This is a genomic window from Flavobacterium sp. RSSA_27 (genome assembly GCF_051547125.1).
GTDB lineage: Bacteria > Bacteroidota > Bacteroidia > Flavobacteriales > Flavobacteriaceae > Flavobacterium.
Window position 1 is genome coordinate 513291 of the sequence record NZ_JBPTTN010000001.1, and the last position, 14972, is coordinate 528262.

General features: G+C 33.6%; 20 protein-coding genes and 1 riboswitch. Of the genes, 15 read left to right on the forward strand and 5 right to left on the reverse strand.

Annotated elements, in window-relative coordinates; translation table 11 throughout:
• Positions 1–44: 44 nt before the first annotated feature.
• The 4 genes from ACSVH5_RS02280 to ACSVH5_RS02295 all read right to left on the reverse strand — a co-directional run bounded on the left by ACSVH5_RS02280 (position 45) and on the right by ACSVH5_RS02295 (position 1789).
• On the reverse strand, positions 45–224 hold the full coding sequence (locus ACSVH5_RS02280) for a hypothetical protein (protein WP_438059842.1): 180 nt from the start codon (positions 222–224) through the stop codon (positions 45–47).
• Positions 214–492 carry a hypothetical protein gene (locus ACSVH5_RS02285; RefSeq protein WP_438059843.1) on the reverse strand — a complete coding sequence of 93 codons (279 nt, stop codon included), beginning with the start codon at positions 490–492 and terminating at the stop codon, positions 214–216. Before ACSVH5_RS02285 ends, ACSVH5_RS02280 begins: the two co-directional genes overlap by 11 nt.
• A gap of 144 nt (positions 493–636) precedes the next feature.
• Positions 637–1032, reverse strand: coding sequence for a DUF5675 family protein (locus ACSVH5_RS02290; RefSeq protein ID WP_438059844.1), 396 nt, complete (start codon positions 1030–1032; stop codon positions 637–639).
• Position 1033: 1 nt separating this feature from the next.
• Positions 1034–1789 (reverse strand): hypothetical protein, encoded by a 756-nt coding sequence (locus ACSVH5_RS02295; RefSeq protein WP_438059845.1) that lies wholly within the window; start codon positions 1787–1789, stop codon positions 1034–1036.
• A 1104-nt stretch (positions 1790–2893) separates the two neighbouring features.
• Here ACSVH5_RS02295 and ACSVH5_RS02300 point away from each other — a divergent pair.
• The 15 genes from ACSVH5_RS02300 (at position 2894) to ACSVH5_RS02370 (ending at position 13687) form a co-directional block, all read left to right on the forward strand.
• On the forward strand, positions 2894–3112 hold the full coding sequence (locus tag ACSVH5_RS02300) for a hypothetical protein (RefSeq protein WP_438059846.1): 219 nt from the start codon (positions 2894–2896) through the stop codon (positions 3110–3112).
• A 221-nt stretch (positions 3113–3333) separates the two neighbouring features.
• Positions 3334–3582 carry a hypothetical protein gene (locus ACSVH5_RS02305; protein WP_438059847.1) on the forward strand — a complete coding sequence of 83 codons (249 nt, stop codon included), beginning with the start codon at positions 3334–3336 and terminating at the stop codon, positions 3580–3582.
• A gap of 40 nt (positions 3583–3622) precedes the next feature.
• Positions 3623–4051 (forward strand): Fic family protein, encoded by a 429-nt coding sequence (locus ACSVH5_RS02310; RefSeq protein WP_438059848.1) that lies wholly within the window; start codon positions 3623–3625, stop codon positions 4049–4051.
• A gap of 31 nt (positions 4052–4082) precedes the next feature.
• Complete coding sequence (locus ACSVH5_RS02315; RefSeq protein ID WP_438059849.1) at positions 4083–4241, forward strand: hypothetical protein; 159 nt, start codon at positions 4083–4085, stop codon at positions 4239–4241.
• 870 nt (positions 4242–5111) lie between these two features.
• Positions 5112–5774, forward strand: a complete 663-nt coding sequence (locus tag ACSVH5_RS02320) for a hypothetical protein (RefSeq protein WP_438059850.1) — start codon at positions 5112–5114, stop codon at positions 5772–5774.
• Between the two features lie 125 nt (positions 5775–5899).
• The gene (locus ACSVH5_RS02325) at positions 5900–6205 is read left to right on the forward strand and encodes a hypothetical protein (protein ID WP_438059851.1); all 306 of its coding nucleotides are present in this window, start codon (positions 5900–5902) and stop codon (positions 6203–6205) included.
• Positions 6206–6302: 97 nt separating this feature from the next.
• Complete coding sequence (locus tag ACSVH5_RS02330) at positions 6303–6713, forward strand: hypothetical protein (protein WP_438059852.1); 411 nt, start codon at positions 6303–6305, stop codon at positions 6711–6713.
• 57 nt (positions 6714–6770) lie between these two features.
• Positions 6771–7181 carry a DUF3293 domain-containing protein gene (locus ACSVH5_RS02335; protein WP_438059853.1) on the forward strand — a complete coding sequence of 137 codons (411 nt, stop codon included), beginning with the start codon at positions 6771–6773 and terminating at the stop codon, positions 7179–7181.
• Positions 7182–7496: 315 nt separating this feature from the next.
• Positions 7497–7615: riboswitch (SAM-I-IV-variant riboswitch) on the forward strand.
• A 60-nt stretch (positions 7616–7675) separates the two neighbouring features.
• Complete coding sequence (locus tag ACSVH5_RS02340; RefSeq protein WP_438059854.1) at positions 7676–8464, forward strand: hypothetical protein; 789 nt, start codon at positions 7676–7678, stop codon at positions 8462–8464.
• A 97-nt stretch (positions 8465–8561) separates the two neighbouring features.
• Positions 8562–9050 carry a hypothetical protein gene (locus ACSVH5_RS02345; protein WP_438059855.1) on the forward strand — a complete coding sequence of 163 codons (489 nt, stop codon included), beginning with the start codon at positions 8562–8564 and terminating at the stop codon, positions 9048–9050.
• Positions 9051–9370: 320 nt separating this feature from the next.
• Entirely contained in the window at positions 9371–9763 is a 393-nt protein-coding gene (locus tag ACSVH5_RS02350) for a hypothetical protein (protein ID WP_438059856.1), read from the forward strand.
• The gene (locus ACSVH5_RS02355) at positions 9763–10512 is read left to right on the forward strand and encodes an N-formylglutamate amidohydrolase (protein ID WP_438059857.1); all 750 of its coding nucleotides are present in this window, start codon (positions 9763–9765) and stop codon (positions 10510–10512) included. Before ACSVH5_RS02350 ends, ACSVH5_RS02355 begins: the two co-directional genes overlap by 1 nt.
• A gap of 85 nt (positions 10513–10597) precedes the next feature.
• The gene (locus ACSVH5_RS02360) at positions 10598–11050 is read left to right on the forward strand and encodes a hypothetical protein (RefSeq protein ID WP_438059858.1); all 453 of its coding nucleotides are present in this window, start codon (positions 10598–10600) and stop codon (positions 11048–11050) included.
• 2 nt (positions 11051–11052) lie between these two features.
• Positions 11053–11355: a hypothetical protein gene (locus tag ACSVH5_RS02365; RefSeq protein ID WP_438059859.1), complete on the forward strand. Its 303-nt coding sequence runs from the start codon at positions 11053–11055 to the stop codon at positions 11353–11355.
• A gap of 277 nt (positions 11356–11632) precedes the next feature.
• Positions 11633–13687: a tetratricopeptide repeat protein gene (locus tag ACSVH5_RS02370; RefSeq protein WP_438059860.1), complete on the forward strand. Its 2055-nt coding sequence runs from the start codon at positions 11633–11635 to the stop codon at positions 13685–13687.
• 213 nt (positions 13688–13900) lie between these two features.
• On the opposite strand, the gene ACSVH5_RS02375 is transcribed toward ACSVH5_RS02370, so the two are convergent.
• Positions 13901–14917: a helix-turn-helix transcriptional regulator gene (locus ACSVH5_RS02375; RefSeq protein ID WP_438059861.1), complete on the reverse strand. Its 1017-nt coding sequence runs from the start codon at positions 14915–14917 to the stop codon at positions 13901–13903.
• Positions 14918–14972 lie beyond the last annotated feature (55 nt).

A 14972-nucleotide genomic window follows, 5' to 3' on the forward strand; every position in this document is an offset into this window, starting at 1 on the left:
GGAAAAGGTTACCAAGCAAAACCCGAATTCACACTGAATTTATTTCAGTGTCTTTTTCTTAATTTCGTCAACCATTTTAAAAGAAGCGAAACCACAAAACTTACGATCGCTCCTATTACTGCCAAGATAATCGTTTTGAGAATATCTTCCGAAAAAATGTTGGGCGCAATACTCAACAAAGTTCCTGAAGCAGTGCCCATTTTGGTGGTCACACTAGTCTCCATCGCGAATATTTTTTTGAACTTTTTCAAAGTCTACTTCAGTTCCCCCTTCGGGGGTTAGGGGGTTAGGGCTTTCCGTAGTCAACTGACTCACTGCAGAAATTACCCCACCCACAACGGCAAAATACCCTGCTGCAGTAGTAATCGCAGCGGGCAATGCTATGGGAGCCGCTAAAAGAGTCCCGCCAACAGCCGCCAAGGCCAATCCAATGGTGCGCAAAACTCTGAAAAATTTTGGTGTGGGAGCTTTTGCTCTTTTGATTACATTCATACTTTCTATATTTTTTACTCCTTGTCGTCCTGAAGTCTAATTTTATACTAAAAAAGCAATATAAAATGACATTTGCTTTGTCAGGTTGAGCGCAGTCGAAACCCTTCTTAAACAAAAAACGTCAATGCTAGAGGAGTCTAAGGGTTAAGATTCAACAAGCAACAATACACTTTCGTTTTGATCCAATGCTTTAAAAACTAACGTTTTCAGCTTAGTAAATGCTTTTCGAGACAGTAATCCCAATCCGGGACCAGAAATCTTCGTTACCGGCGCAATACATCCATGCAAATCGTGCAAGGCATTATTGGCAGGATGAAACAAAATCAAACTTCTATTTTGAACATCCAATACCTCCAAATGCCATTGAAGTTTGGTACTGTAGCGCTTGCTTAAAAAATATTCCCCCTCAGGAATACAGGAAACCCTCGTTTCGTTATTCTTCCAAGGTAATTCAATCGTATGACAAATGAATTGACCCTCACATGCGAGTTTACCATTAGTTCCTTCGGGGAAATACTGTCTTTTTAAGACTAAAACCATCCTACAAGCCGACTACCTGTACCAAAGAAAGTGGGTTATAAGCCCCATTTTTCAATGGGTACATTTGCCCATTCACCTCTTGGTAAAACTCCACGCCCAAAGCCAAAAACAACGGATTCGTGCTATTCGCACTCACCGAATTGTCCTGATCTATTGCAGCTGTCAAGGTAGCGTCCCAAGGCAAAATCGAAGTTTCGGAGGTAGCCACTTCAAAAGTCTCGGCTTCAAAATCAATAGCTGCACCAGCAGATATGATTTTGAAATGTGTAGTCCCAGAAGGTGCTGCAATCATAGTAATCGGAACAAAAGGCGCTATACTCAAACCAATAGTTCCTGAAACACGATCAATCGTGCCCACAAATGGCGCAAACAAAGTCGTACCCAACTTCCCGCCAATATTGAACTCAAATCCTGCCAACAATTCTGCTTCGCCATCAATCACATTGCGCAACCCTCTCGGATTCGTAGCATCCGCTTGAATGACTTTTGTCATGACTTGCGTCAAACGGCTCACCATTCGACCGTCTGCCGAATTAATCAACACCTGACGCATCGCAGTTCTAAGTACTTTTCCAGCCTTCCCAGCCCTTCCAAACTCCGAACCATTCTCACGCGTTCTTTGAAAAGCGGGATCATTGGCGATTCTACTAGCGTCGATTCCGCCTTTTTCTCTCGCCAAATGCCCGTCTTTCGTTTTGTAAAAAGTAATATCTCCGATAGTACCTTTCAATTTAATGATGCCTTTCTGTCTTGCCATAATTCCTAAAATTTAAAAATGAATAATCCATCAAACTCTCTCAATCATCTTCCGTTGCAACCTTTCATCGATTGATTATGATACAAATTTTAACCAAATAAACCGCATAAAAAAATGCCGCCGTACCAAATGGCACAAATCGACATAAATGGCAGAAATCGACACAAATGGCACTCATCCTGAGCCTTAAAACAAAAGAAAAAATTTACTAATTTTAGTCCCACAAGGATTTATATTGCAGCAGTTTAAAACAAGTCAATGCCCAATCAAAGCTATAGATAGAGTATGAAAACAGAGAGCAAGAGGTTATGTATCTACCCAAAAGACATACAACGCATCACCGGCAAAAGTTACCGACAAAGCATCCGAGTAATGCAAAATATCAGAACAAAGTTTAACAAGGTAGAAAATGAGTACGTTTCCATTGAAGAGTTTTGTCAATACACCAGCCTAAAATATGAACAAGTAGCACCTTTAATTTTGGGGTAAGTCTTTACTAACTAATTCATTTTATGAACCACTATGTCAAATATTATTCTTAAATTTACCTCATAAGATTTGTCAAAAAAAGACATTATTTTTGAGGTTCAAAATCGAGACCCTTACGATTTTTATTTCGCTAAAACACTATATAACACAGGATTAAAGAGGCAAAACAAATCCCTCTTTCTCCGCGAGCTGAAAAGCAAATTGAATCAAAACCCTTTAAATCGTATGATTTAAAGGGTTTTTTCCTTTATACCCTTTTCAATTCATTCAAGTTTTCTCGGATCAAGTTCAAAAGTTGGGGATTAAGCAAAAAGAGGATAAGATTCAAAAATTTACTTCGTAATTTCCTTTTCCAATAAACCAAATACAATAGCTACACTTACTATCACCGCCAATGGCAATCCAGAGTATTTCAAAGCCGTTATCAACCTCATTGATCAAGCACCAAAAATCAAGAACTGGGAATTTGAAGCCTTCATCCAACCCACAGAAGACCTTGAACTATTTTCGGAGGAACGCGATCATCCCTTCATTTTTCAAGACATCACCATCAAGGCCAGTCAAGCCAGATTCCTGCCCATAGGTTGCAACGAAACCGGCGATAAATTTGACATTATGGTGTACCTCAAAAACTACAACATACACTGCAACACCCACAATTGGAAGGAGGCGCTTTACATCATCCTACAATCCATTTTTGGTGAAAAATTTGTCTACCAACGTCTCAATTTTGTGCAACTTGCCCAATACCCTGACGACGATTCCAATCTCATAGAACTTTATCTTTTAGAAAACTATATCGACCATTTTAGCTCGAAATTTAGCAAAGAATAAAAATTTCAAGTATTCAAAATCCAATGCCTTCTTTTCAAAAAATGAGGAAAACCGTAAGCAAACTTAAACTACTAATTTTAAATTAACAGATTTTGTAGTAAAGTATTGTTACGTAGAGAGTAACATAGTTTGCTAAAAAATCAAGGAAATCGTTCATTTTTTGAATAGGTTTTTTATTCAGAATTAAGTACTTTTAGAGCTTAAGCAATAATTCTACATTAATGATAATTTTTCAAAATAAATATGCTTCTTACGCCGCAATTTTGTTCAAGAAAAAGATTGGCACCCTAGGCATCGACCCCAACAAAAAAGACTACATCATCGGAAGCATCCCCGAAAAAAGATTCTCGGGTAAACAAGTGTTAGCGTATTACTACACCTCTTGGAGGTTAGCCATACCTCAACACGTAGCGGAATTAGGATTGGATTATGGGAAAGAGTTTGAATTGGCATTGAAAATAAAAAATTAGATCACATAATTCAAAAAACAAAACAATTCATTACAAATATATGGATGCATTATACACTCACAGTCAGGTAATAAATGACTATAAAAATTACCTCCAGTCTTTTATAAATGTGAATGATTCTAGGATTAGCGATTTTATCCAAGAAGAAGAGTTTAAAACCATCCTTTACCGACCAACTACCGACCAACTACCCCCTAAGTACCCAACAACTACCCACCAAGTACCCAACAACTACCCACCAAGTTCTGTAGAAGTTAGAAATCTGCTAAAAGTAATGGTAGGAGAAATGAGCCGTCAAGAGATTCAAGATGAACTTGGACTAAAAGACAGAAGGAATTTTAGAGAGAATTATTTAGATCCAGCATTAGAAATTGCGGTAATTGAATTGAAATATCCTGACAGCCCAAACCATCCACGACAAAAATATTTGGTTACAGAAAAAGGGGATGAAATGAAAAAGCAATTGTGAATTTATTATATTCTCTAAAGTAATAATGGTAATGAAATTTATTACTAGCCAAATGGACTACAAAAGAGAAAGCCTTTTCAGAGGGATATCCATTAAAAATAGTGCAAAATTAAATTTCGATAAATACTATACAATCATCCATGAGATGGTATACCAATATGAAATCGCAATTAATAACATCATTCACTAACTTAATGCAATTTCAATCAATTACAACGATCTACTTTATTAATGATAAAAATCACCAAAAGTGGGTATTTCATATTAAAAATAATTGTAATTAATTGTGATGATAAACTTAAATTCTAATCTCAAAAATTCTCAGTAATAATCAACATGAGCCTTTTATCTACTTTTCCAGAAATAGACAAATTTTTTAAGAAAAATCAATTCAGTGATATCGAACTAAGTGATTTTTTGACGGATATCGAAAAAAATATATCAAAATGTTGTCTTACGAAAAGCCGCTTTAAGTCTTATAAATCTCGAGATTCTAAAATATAATATTCAGAAAAAACCAGTAAAAGTTTGTACTTTAAAAAAAGAAAAGATTAGAACAAAAATTACTATAACAAAACCAAATTACAATAGTGATTTAAATATACTTAAAACTTTAACTATTCAAAAAATAGCACATAACCTTGATTGGTCAACACATAAACTTCAAGTTTTACTGAAGCAAAAAAAAATTGAAAAAACCGACTCTGAAATACTAACTGAATCTGAATTCTTAAAAGTAAAAGAAATGCTACTTGCAAGATTAACAGCAATAAAACGAATTGAGAATAAGAAAAAATTGGAAAATACTCCACATATAAAGAATAGAAAAAATAATAACTCAATAAATAAAGGAGATGATGTTTACAGCCAAATCTATAAAATAGGTTTAGGCAAAGTAATATACATAAGAAAAAAATGAATTACGTTAGATCGCGTATTTACTTCGTCAGGCTATCGCGCGGGTATAATCCTAGCCCTAAGTTATGCGATGTATATCAACTAGAAGTCGCAAATAAAAGGAAGTATACATAACATTAAATAACAACTAAAAAATCAACAAATGGAAGCAGAAATAAGCAAAGAATTATACCATACTATCAAAGAGTTAACCAGCAGTGGTAAATTAAAATCTTTTGGTTTTACATCTGAAATAAAAAATGTAATTATTGATATAAACGGAATAGAAAATAATGATCAGTTTTCAGATCTAGAAGAGGAACTTGCCGTTTGGATATCAGATAATAGATTTATGTTTGATGCAACGTTGGAAACAACCATTGAAAATGATAAATTAATACTGAAAGAAACAAATTATGTTAATTTGAAAGATTATATGTACGACGATTCAGATATACTCGAAATGCTCGAATTAGATGATGATGAAATTTTAAAAACAAAACTTGGTACAAACTACGAAGTAGAAAATTTAGAATTGTATTTATATACAACAATTAATAATGAATCAGTAGAGTTAGAGGGAGATTATTCTCTAATTTACAATGTACCTGATTCAAAAGAAACAATTGATCTGTCTGCAGATGAAATTTTGAAGTCGCAAATAATAGAGAGCCTTGAATCTTGGGCTGAGTCAGAGGCCTTTAGTTATATTGATATGATTAACTCAGATTCTTTATACCAGATTAAATTAGAAATAGATGATTCCTACTTGTCAACTTTTGATCTTTTAATTTATGACAAAATGACCTTAAAAATAATTGAGTAATTGTAAATCAATACATGATACTGTTTGAAGAAATTGACCCTATCCGTTTTAAGGATATAGCTACGTCATTTAGCAAAGAGGACTTTCGTATTTTTCCACTTTCTAGAAGGCCAAAATATCATGTAATGATCCATAAACTCTACAGAATCATTCACAAGGAGTTCGTAGTAGGATATATTTATACTATGAAAAAGGGAATCATCATACAACAAGTTTTTGCCCATGAACTTTGCCTTATCATTCTAGAGAAGAATAGAGCTACAGGCATTGGTAAGCAGGCATTGTTCCAATTTATGAAAGAAAAGGGTGCATCATTTTTTACTTTTTCTAAAAGAAATATAGCAATGTCAAAAATAGCAGCAGATGAATCAAAATTCACTAAAACAATTGACATGACTGGCAAACCGATTTATCACCTCAAAAATGAATGAAACACTAACTGCAAACCAACCTTGTGCTGTTTTAGCATACTGATTTGGAATACATCATCACATTCCAATGAATAACCAAACGAATAATAAACTATACATGGAAACATCCTTATCAAGACTAAAAACAATTTCTCTTTCATTGATTGAAAAAAATACAGCTAAAAATCATAGCACACAGTTGCACACAAAAAATATTGAAGTAGTACCAATTCAAAGTAACGCAAATAACATTCACTTATATGAGGTGATGCCGCAAGTAGATAACCCTGTTTTAGTTCACATCAATAACAACCAACTCACCAGTTTTCTAGACTGTACTGGGGTAACACCCTATGAAATGTGGTACTTTGACCAAAACCTCCAATTTACCGGAAAAGCGTACAGTATAAACCAAAACAACGGAAGGTTCCAAATTCAAACCCAAGCCAAATGGGTACTTCTAATTAATTTAAACACAACTCTTTTCAACGAATTGGACTCTTTCCATGGGATTGCAATACACATTTAACTATAAGTTTTAAATTGAAACATCAAACAAGTAAAACCTTACCTCAACACCAAAAATATGACCCCACAAGAACTCCATCAAGCCTATACGGAAACCAATTTTAAAGTATTTGTAAGTGATACCAAAACAATTGTAGTAAACATTGACAAGGAATCCACTGAACTTGAAAAAGAATACCCTGAACTAACAACTTGGGCATTTATAACGGCTTGGAATCCTTCCCCTAAAATTTTAGAGGAGCAGGAAAATAACAAAAGAAACGAAGATTTAATAGAAGAAGTAAAAAAATTAAACTTATACTATACCCCGGGTGTTGGGAGTTCTGCAGATGAAAAATGGTCTGAAGAAAGCATATTGATACACAATATTTCTTTTGAAAACGCAAACAACTTGTCCAAAAAATTTGGGCAACTCGCTTTTGTTTTTGGATTTAAAAATCAAAAAGCAACCTTAGTTTACACCAAATAAACACTATCCCAAGAGTGTGTAAGTTGAAAAGCCATGGCTTCGTTTTTGATATTCGGAGCCTTTTTTCAAATTTGAGGGTAAATTTTTAAAACCACTCCCAAATTTCGAATTGGCATTGACCATTTTTGGTTGCTCCCATAAAGCCAATTATACCGATTTAAGAACCACTTCATCTATTGGTATAGACATTTTAATTTTTGGTGTTTTCACTATTCACTAATTACTATTCACTATTCACTATTCATTAGTTAAAAACTCTTTTTAAAATTTTTCATGTGATTTAGTTGCACAATAAAAAAATAATTTACAATATTTGCCAAGCATCAAGAAGGAAACTTGTTTCCTGCCAACCGATCTACTCACGACACGGTGGTTTTTAATCTGAACTTGTTCAGATTCAGATGCGGAACAGTCGTTCAAATGTGTTGAGAAACCACAATTCTTTCCGGCATTGAATCGACATAACAAATTGTTTAATTTTTAATTGTTATGTGATGCAAACAAAATTCATCAAATGGGTTAACAACACCCAAGAACTCTGCTCAAAAGCGGAGAGTACACATGTGTATGCGCATGAAATCCATGAAAAAACCGTTCAAGTCAGTCAATTCTGTACCGGTAAAACTACCCCAATCTTGCTCGAAATACAACACGAGCACCTCGTTACGTTATTAGACCTAACAGGCGTGGTACCTTACGAAATTTGGTACTTTGACCAAAACAAACAGTTTACAGGCAAAGCTTTTAGTACCCACACTGGTAGTGGTTCTTTTAGAGTAGAAACCCAAGCACGCTTTGTTTTTTTGGTGCATTTAGAAAAAAAATCTCGTAGTTGTCAAAGTAAATTCAACTATTTTGAATGGGAAAAGGATGATGTATTCGGAAGTAAAAATTTCCCACCCTACTTTGGCAAATTCCCTTATTTGATCATCAAGCAACGTATGCCTAGTTTTTATACACAATTACCATTGCTTTTACTCAAAGAAGGAGTTGACAAGCCAGAAAACTACCCTGGGGCTGTTATTCACATCAATGAGGAGATCGAGGCCAATGAGGATAAAAAAATAAAAGCGTTACTTCATGCAACCCAACAAATCTTTGAAAAAACGAAAAAAGAGTCTCCTAAACGAATGTGTTTGGTGATCAACGAAGACCTTTGTTATTATTTTGAACCCGACAAAGAAGAATCTTCTGTAAACGAAAGCATCCCTTCTGGAGGTAACCTATTGTCTCCCGATGGAAAATTAATCGCCATGAATGTCGCCCATTTTATGGCCAACTAAACTTTTACTCCTTTTGTTTTCCTTTAACAGCTTTACTTCTTTGAAGTAAAAGCTGTTGTAAGGAACAAAGGGAACTAACTTTTTAATTCCTACATTTATGATAAAATATCAAGATCAAGAATTTTTAAAAATTGCAGCCTACACCCTACTCTTTAATGTCAATAGCATCAATCAAAAGTTGGGTTCCTTAGTTAAATTAGATCATGAATTAAATTTCGGAGGGGTAACTAATGGAAAACTCTATGGAGTTGGTTTCATGGCCTATACCGATGAGGTAGAGAGTAAACTGTATGACTTCATTACCCAATACAATTTCATCGAAGAAGAAGACTATATTTTCATGGAATCTGGTATGTTCTTCGGTATAAAGCACGAAATTGATGCTTTGGCTTACAAAGAGCAACCCGTCACCCTTGAAATTCCATGGATTTCGAGCATCCTAACTCCCAATGGCACTTATGTTTGGGCCGTAGCCCCCAATATATCTCTAACAGAAAAACAACAACAAAACCAACGCATCCAAAGCTTAGCCAGATCCCACCCAAACCTCGAACAATTTGAAAAAACAACATCCTTATCATTTTAGCCAACCTTTAGTACATTATCATGAAGTCAAATGTTTTTATGCTTTGATTCATATTTTAAAATTCAAAAAATATGGTGTGCAAAAAAAAATTCTTTCTCGCATTGATGCTCCCTTCTTGAAATCGAAGATGCAACGACTTCTAGGAAACATAAAATTTGGAGTTAAAGGGGCTGTGGTGTTTTGATTTTTTTGAGAATATTATTATTTCAAACACAATAAAACATCCCTTAACTCAATTATATAGTACTATTAGGACACAAAACAAAAAACAAAAAACAAAAAACAAAAAACAAAAACCGAAAACTGCAACCATAAAAAAAATGAACTCAAACACCTGTCCAACCTTTACCGCACAAGCCACTTTCGGACTAAACCGTGGCTATACGAATAGCATTATTTCTTTAACCGAATTCAAAGCAGCACTAACAAAAACACAGCAAGCCATTCACTCAGCATATAGTATCGCTATAAGCGCAAAAATTACCCCGTGTGAAATTGTCTTTCTTGGTCAAGAAGAGCCTTCGGTTACCATTGAAATCATTCAATACCCCAAATTTCAATATGAAGTACAAACATTAAAAACTGCCTTTATTGCCCTGACAGAAAAAATGATGCTCGAATTAGAGCAAAACCGTGTGGTAATTGTATTTCCTGATACTACGGTAATGCTAGAACAAAACGAAGCTATTGATCCTAAAATCAGAATGGAATAATGAGAAAATTAATCTTGCATATCCCTCACGCTTCTACACACCTACCATCAAAAGAAGGCTATGTTGTTGACAATAGTATTTTAGAAAATGAAATACTCAAATTAACCGATTGGTACACCGATGACTTATTCAGTAACAGTCAAGACGATGATTGTATCGCTCCATTTAGTCGCATCTTTTGCGACGTAGAACGATTCAGCAATGATGCCGAGGAAGTGATGGCTCAATTTGGAATGGGAATGATTTATGAAAAAACAGACAATGGTACAACGATGCGGGTAGTAACAGAAGAATTACGCAACAAAATACTTCAAGATTATTACACCCCACACCACCAAAAATTGATCTCATTAGTCCATCAAGAAATAAATCGTAACCAAAAAGCGGTAATCGTAGATTGTCATTCCTTCCCAAACCTACCCAATCAAAGAGCTTTGGACCGAACTGATTTTCGTCCAGACTTCAACATAGGTTTTGACCCATTTCATTGTAATCAAAATCTTGTAAACGAAGCTCAATCGTTCTTGCAAGCAAAAGGGTATACTGTCGGAATAAATCGTCCCTATAGTGGTAGTCTAGTCCCAGAGCCATGGTATTTAAAAGACAAAAGTGTGCAATCCATTATGTTAGAAGTCAATCGAAAACTCTACCTTGAGGAAAACAAGCAACATAAATCATCTTCCTATGAAAAAACCAAAAACACAATCCAAGAATTCCTAAATACCCTCAGAAATTCAAAAAGTATTTAAGAAAAAATCATTTCAAATACCAACTACTAAAACCGACAACTGACAACTGACAACTGACAACCGATAACCGAAAACAATATAAAAAATGAGCACTACCATTATTTCCCTAAAACAAGAACCCTTTTCTATTGAAAAAACCCAACAATTCATTAAAGACTTAGACGAAGCTTGTCAAACCTTTAATAGCGAAGCCTTTGTTCTATTGTTCCAAAAATACGAGTGGCAGGAACGGGAAGACTATCAGGAGGTATTGTCTTTAATTGTAAGTCAATTCAAAAAATGGAATAGTGCCCCTGATGGCATTACCATTTTTGAGAGGGGACCTTTTGAAGCACAATGCCTATTTTGCTATATAGGCAAACAAGTATCGGGTTATTATTGGAAATTTCATATCAACGAATTGGATCCACCATTTGACAAAACCGTTTTTACTGCAAAAATGGCCTTCAATTTCGAATACGAGAACGGACAATTGTTGGAATTTGGGGTATGCAATAAATTTATTGATCCTACCAAATTGGAAGCTTTAGAAGAATAATCATGAAAACAAAACAAAGCTTAGTATTACTGCTCGCTATCATGGGATTGATGATCCATTGCAAGCGTCACAAATCAGAAAACAAGACAAAACATGTAAGAGAAAAAATCAATGCTAATGCAAAATCAAAGGCTTCCGAAGCCCTAGATTTTTGCCGTGCTAATAACATGAATACGGATTTTTGTATTTTAATTGATATGAGTGTCCATTCGGGATTAAAGCGGATGATGCTTTGGAATTTTAATAAAGAAAAAGTAGAAGCATCATTTTTGGTCAGTCATGGTTGTGGTGATGCTTTTTTATAATGAGTTACTAAAGTGCAATTTGTTTATTAATGTTTTTATTATTTCAGGAAATCATATCAAGTAGTTATGAGAACTAACCAATTTGCTTTTGATACAATTAGGATTTTCAAAATAATGAACCTCCAATCAAATTTTTTGAGCAAAAAATACAACAATTTAATTATCAAATATTTAACACAAATCCATGATAAAAATCATGATAATACTTCAGAATCTCATATAATTTTACAATTCTTTACAAGTTAAAGCAATTTGAATTATAATAAAAACGTTTATAATGAAAAAAACATTTTTTACATGTATCGTATTTTTCACAATACTAATGTGTAAAGCTCAAAGCTATAATTTCGAACAGGGAATAAAGGCTATAAAAGAAAATGATCTTGAAAAAGCCCTTGAATATTTAGGAAGAGAAATTAATGACAACCCTAATGATCCTTTAGCATTATACTATAGATCGCTTACCTACAAATTTCTTAATCAAAATTCATTTGCTTTAAGAGATATTAATAAGTCTATTAAATATATAAAACCAAAAGATAAAAATTTATTAGCTATAGCACATAAATTAAGAGGTGATATTTATTACAAAATTGATAATCATGAAAAGACGTTTGAAGATTATGAATTTGCGCTTAAGTTAACGCCTACAGATCCTGAAATTTATATCGATCGTGCACAATTCTATTACGAATTAAATCAATATTCAAAAGCGGAGATAGATTACAAACAAGCATTGAAAATTGATGAATCATTAGTTACACCATATGCAGGATTAGGTAGAAATTATATAGATCAGAAAAATTATAGCGAAGCAGAAAAGATATTAAATAAACTAATTAAACTTTCGCCTGATTATACTGAAGGATATAAATTTAGAGCTCTGTTATTTTATGAACAAAAAAAATATAATGAAGCAATTGAGGATATATTCCATTGTTATCAATTAGACAATTCGGATAATGATAATTTGACTTTATTTATTGACTATGCAGAGAAAAACTATCCCCTAGCGTTTTCAAAGGTAAATGCTAAAATTGCTTCTAATCCTGAAGATAATCTTTGGTATTATGTTAGAGCAAAACTTAATGAAGGTAAAAATAATTACAATGCAGCTATTTCAGATTATTCTAAATTAATGGAAATAAGTGATGATAATTTTGTACCTAATTTATTATCAAATAGAGCAGATTGCTATAAAAAAATGGGAATGTATCAGCAATCAATAGCTGATTACACAAAAGCAATTGCAATTGACTCAACTTATGCATATTATTATGGCTACAGAGGTGATGCTAAAAGATTAATGGGTGATTACAAAGATGCAATTGATGATTTAACTAAAGCAATTTCTGTTGAACCTAGGGAATCATGGTTTTATTATCAACGAGGCTGGATTGAAGAAGAGTTTCTAAAAAACAACGAAGCAGGCTTAAATGATTATAACGAAGCGATATCAATAGATAAAAACTATGCTTATACTTATCTACACAGAGGTCGATTTTATGAAAAAAAATTAGGCAATGTCTTATTGGCAAACAAAGATTATAACAACATTCTATCTATTGACACAACAGTTAGTAAAAGTGGCAATACTCGTCAATATGCTCTTTTCCATTTAGGTCGAATTGATGAGGCTATATTGTGGTTAAAAGAAATATTAGAGCAATATCCTACAAGCGACAATTACTATGATGCCACTTGTTTATACTCTTTAATGAAAAAACCAAACGAAGCATTGGAAAGTTTAAAACAAGCCTTTCAAAATGGCTATAGAGATTTTATACATCTTGAAAATGATGATGATATTGATAATATTCGAAATTTACCAGAATTCAAGACCTTAGTTTCGGAATGGAAAAAAATTTTTGATGCATCCAATAAAAAAGATACAGTTGAAAATAAAGATGAGACTGTAATTGAAACCCAAACCGTTTCAATTCCTTTGAAAAAAAATGGAGGAGGCACTTATGAAGTCCCTTGTAAAATAAATGAACTTGGTTTAAATTTAATTTTTGACACTGGCGCATCTGATATTACCATATCCAAAACAGAAGCTGAATTTATGTTAAAGAATGGATACCTGAGCAACAAAGACATCAATGGAACTTCCAGTTATATGATCGCAAATGGTGATATTGCAATTGGTACAACAATTGTTTTTAGAAAAGTTGAATTTGGAGGGCTTATTTTAAAAAATGTTAAGGCGACTGTTATCGAAAACAAAAATGCTCCCCTTCTTTTTGGACAAAGTGCATTAAGTAAATATGGAAAAATTACAATTGATAACGAAAAAAAAATTATTACAATTACGACTAAATCAACAAATTAAAATGTTGATTGAATAATGTCCTACAAATTTCAAGAATGTGGAAAAACTTTGACGACAACTTGGCTAACTTTGTTTACCGCTGATTCTCTGATTTTCAAAGATTAAAAAAAATGTTAGATAGAATTAAAATACTCTTCGCAAAAATGGACACTATCCCAAAAAGTGTGTAAGTTGAAAAGTCAAGGCTTCGGTTTTTATAATCGGAGCCTTTTTTCAAATATACAAACCTATACCATGATTTAACCTTAAAACTATTTTTTCCCGCAAAACTTCAGGTGCAATAACTCTCACACTCTCCCCATAACTCAGGATCAATCGCTCCAATTCATAATTCAAAAAAACTTTGATTTTAAGTTCTAGCGTGTTTTCATCAATCCATTTATGGCGCTGGGTTTCATGAAGTGATTTATTCTCCATATACTTTCCCGTTAACGAATTAAAATGCAAAACCACTTCTTCAATAATTCCGTCTACAGGCCTACTCACCCCTATCATATCCGAAAAATAATCACGCCAATCAATGCTAGTATTCGGAAAAAAAAGAGTGGTGCTTTCTTCTACTGAAATAATTCGGTCAATGGCTACATTCCAATCACATTTACCCGATTCCTGATGCAATCCAAATAAAAACCAGCGATGATTGTATTGTTTCAAGTAATAAGGATGCAAAACAAAGGAATAGGCGTCTTTATTGATAAAATCTTTATATGTAATAGCCAAGGGTGTTTTATTTTGTACAGCCTGATACAAAAAACTAAAATGCTCAATCCCTTTCAAATCTTGTTGGCTGTCAAACCCAATAAAAGGTGTTCTTTCTTTAGATGAATGCAAATCGTACTTCAATTTAGCAACGATTTCTTGAATCCCTTCAAATTGAGGCATCCCCTCAAATTGAGAGAGGGCTTGAATAGCCGTTTGAAACTCATGCATTTCCAAGTCATTTAGAGGGGCATTATTAATCGAAAAATTTAAATCTTCATAGCGATAAATACGCTTTTTGTTTTCAAATTCTTCTGCCAATTCAATACTCCAGCCCTCAGAGCTGCGCATAAAAGCAATATCATCCCGCAATTGGCGGAGTTTAATACATTGCGATTCCGAATCTGAAATTTGAAACAATTCCTCATTAACCTTAACTAACAAGTTATCAATAGTATACTTTTTATAAGGGTTTCTAAAACAACTATCAAGTATTTTATAGCGGATAAGGGGATTTTTAGTAATTGCCATTCGATCTTATTTTTATTTTATTTACAAGTTGACTATGCAAATGTACAAATATTTT

What these genes read in the sequence shown, in the direction of transcription:
- ACSVH5_RS02305 (WP_438059847.1), top strand. Translation starts at nt 3,334, where the DNA reads ATGATAATTTTTCAAAATAAATATGCTTCTTACGCCGCAATTTTGTTC.
- ACSVH5_RS02350 (WP_438059856.1), top strand. Translation starts at nt 9,371, where the DNA reads ATGAACTCAAACACCTGTCCAACCTTTACCGCACAAGCCACTTTCGGA.
- ACSVH5_RS02340 (WP_438059854.1), top strand. Translation starts at nt 7,676, where the DNA reads ATGCAAACAAAATTCATCAAATGGGTTAACAACACCCAAGAACTCTGC.
- ACSVH5_RS02370 (WP_438059860.1), top strand. Translation starts at nt 11,633, where the DNA reads ATGAAAAAAACATTTTTTACATGTATCGTATTTTTCACAATACTAATG.
- ACSVH5_RS02345 (WP_438059855.1), top strand. Translation starts at nt 8,562, where the DNA reads ATGATAAAATATCAAGATCAAGAATTTTTAAAAATTGCAGCCTACACC.
- ACSVH5_RS02285 (WP_438059843.1), bottom strand. Translation starts at nt 492, where the DNA reads ATGAATGTAATCAAAAGAGCAAAAGCTCCCACACCAAAATTTTTCAGA.
- ACSVH5_RS02310 (WP_438059848.1), top strand. Translation starts at nt 3,623, where the DNA reads ATGGATGCATTATACACTCACAGTCAGGTAATAAATGACTATAAAAAT.
- ACSVH5_RS02365 (WP_438059859.1), top strand. Translation starts at nt 11,053, where the DNA reads ATGAAAACAAAACAAAGCTTAGTATTACTGCTCGCTATCATGGGATTG.
- ACSVH5_RS02335 (WP_438059853.1), top strand. Translation starts at nt 6,771, where the DNA reads ATGACCCCACAAGAACTCCATCAAGCCTATACGGAAACCAATTTTAAA.
- ACSVH5_RS02375 (WP_438059861.1), bottom strand. Translation starts at nt 14,917, where the DNA reads ATGGCAATTACTAAAAATCCCCTTATCCGCTATAAAATACTTGATAGT.
- ACSVH5_RS02295 (WP_438059845.1), bottom strand. Translation starts at nt 1,789, where the DNA reads ATGGCAAGACAGAAAGGCATCATTAAATTGAAAGGTACTATCGGAGAT.
- ACSVH5_RS02300 (WP_438059846.1), top strand. Translation starts at nt 2,894, where the DNA reads ATGGTGTACCTCAAAAACTACAACATACACTGCAACACCCACAATTGG.
- ACSVH5_RS02320 (WP_438059850.1), top strand. Translation starts at nt 5,112, where the DNA reads ATGGAAGCAGAAATAAGCAAAGAATTATACCATACTATCAAAGAGTTA.
- ACSVH5_RS02325 (WP_438059851.1), top strand. Translation starts at nt 5,900, where the DNA reads ATGATCCATAAACTCTACAGAATCATTCACAAGGAGTTCGTAGTAGGA.
- ACSVH5_RS02330 (WP_438059852.1), top strand. Translation starts at nt 6,303, where the DNA reads ATGGAAACATCCTTATCAAGACTAAAAACAATTTCTCTTTCATTGATT.
- ACSVH5_RS02280 (WP_438059842.1), bottom strand. Translation starts at nt 224, where the DNA reads ATGGAGACTAGTGTGACCACCAAAATGGGCACTGCTTCAGGAACTTTG.
- ACSVH5_RS02290 (WP_438059844.1), bottom strand. Translation starts at nt 1,032, where the DNA reads ATGGTTTTAGTCTTAAAAAGACAGTATTTCCCCGAAGGAACTAATGGT.
- ACSVH5_RS02360 (WP_438059858.1), top strand. Translation starts at nt 10,598, where the DNA reads ATGAGCACTACCATTATTTCCCTAAAACAAGAACCCTTTTCTATTGAA.
- ACSVH5_RS02355 (WP_438059857.1), top strand. Translation starts at nt 9,763, where the DNA reads ATGAGAAAATTAATCTTGCATATCCCTCACGCTTCTACACACCTACCA.
- ACSVH5_RS02315 (WP_438059849.1), top strand. Translation starts at nt 4,083, where the DNA reads ATGAAATTTATTACTAGCCAAATGGACTACAAAAGAGAAAGCCTTTTC.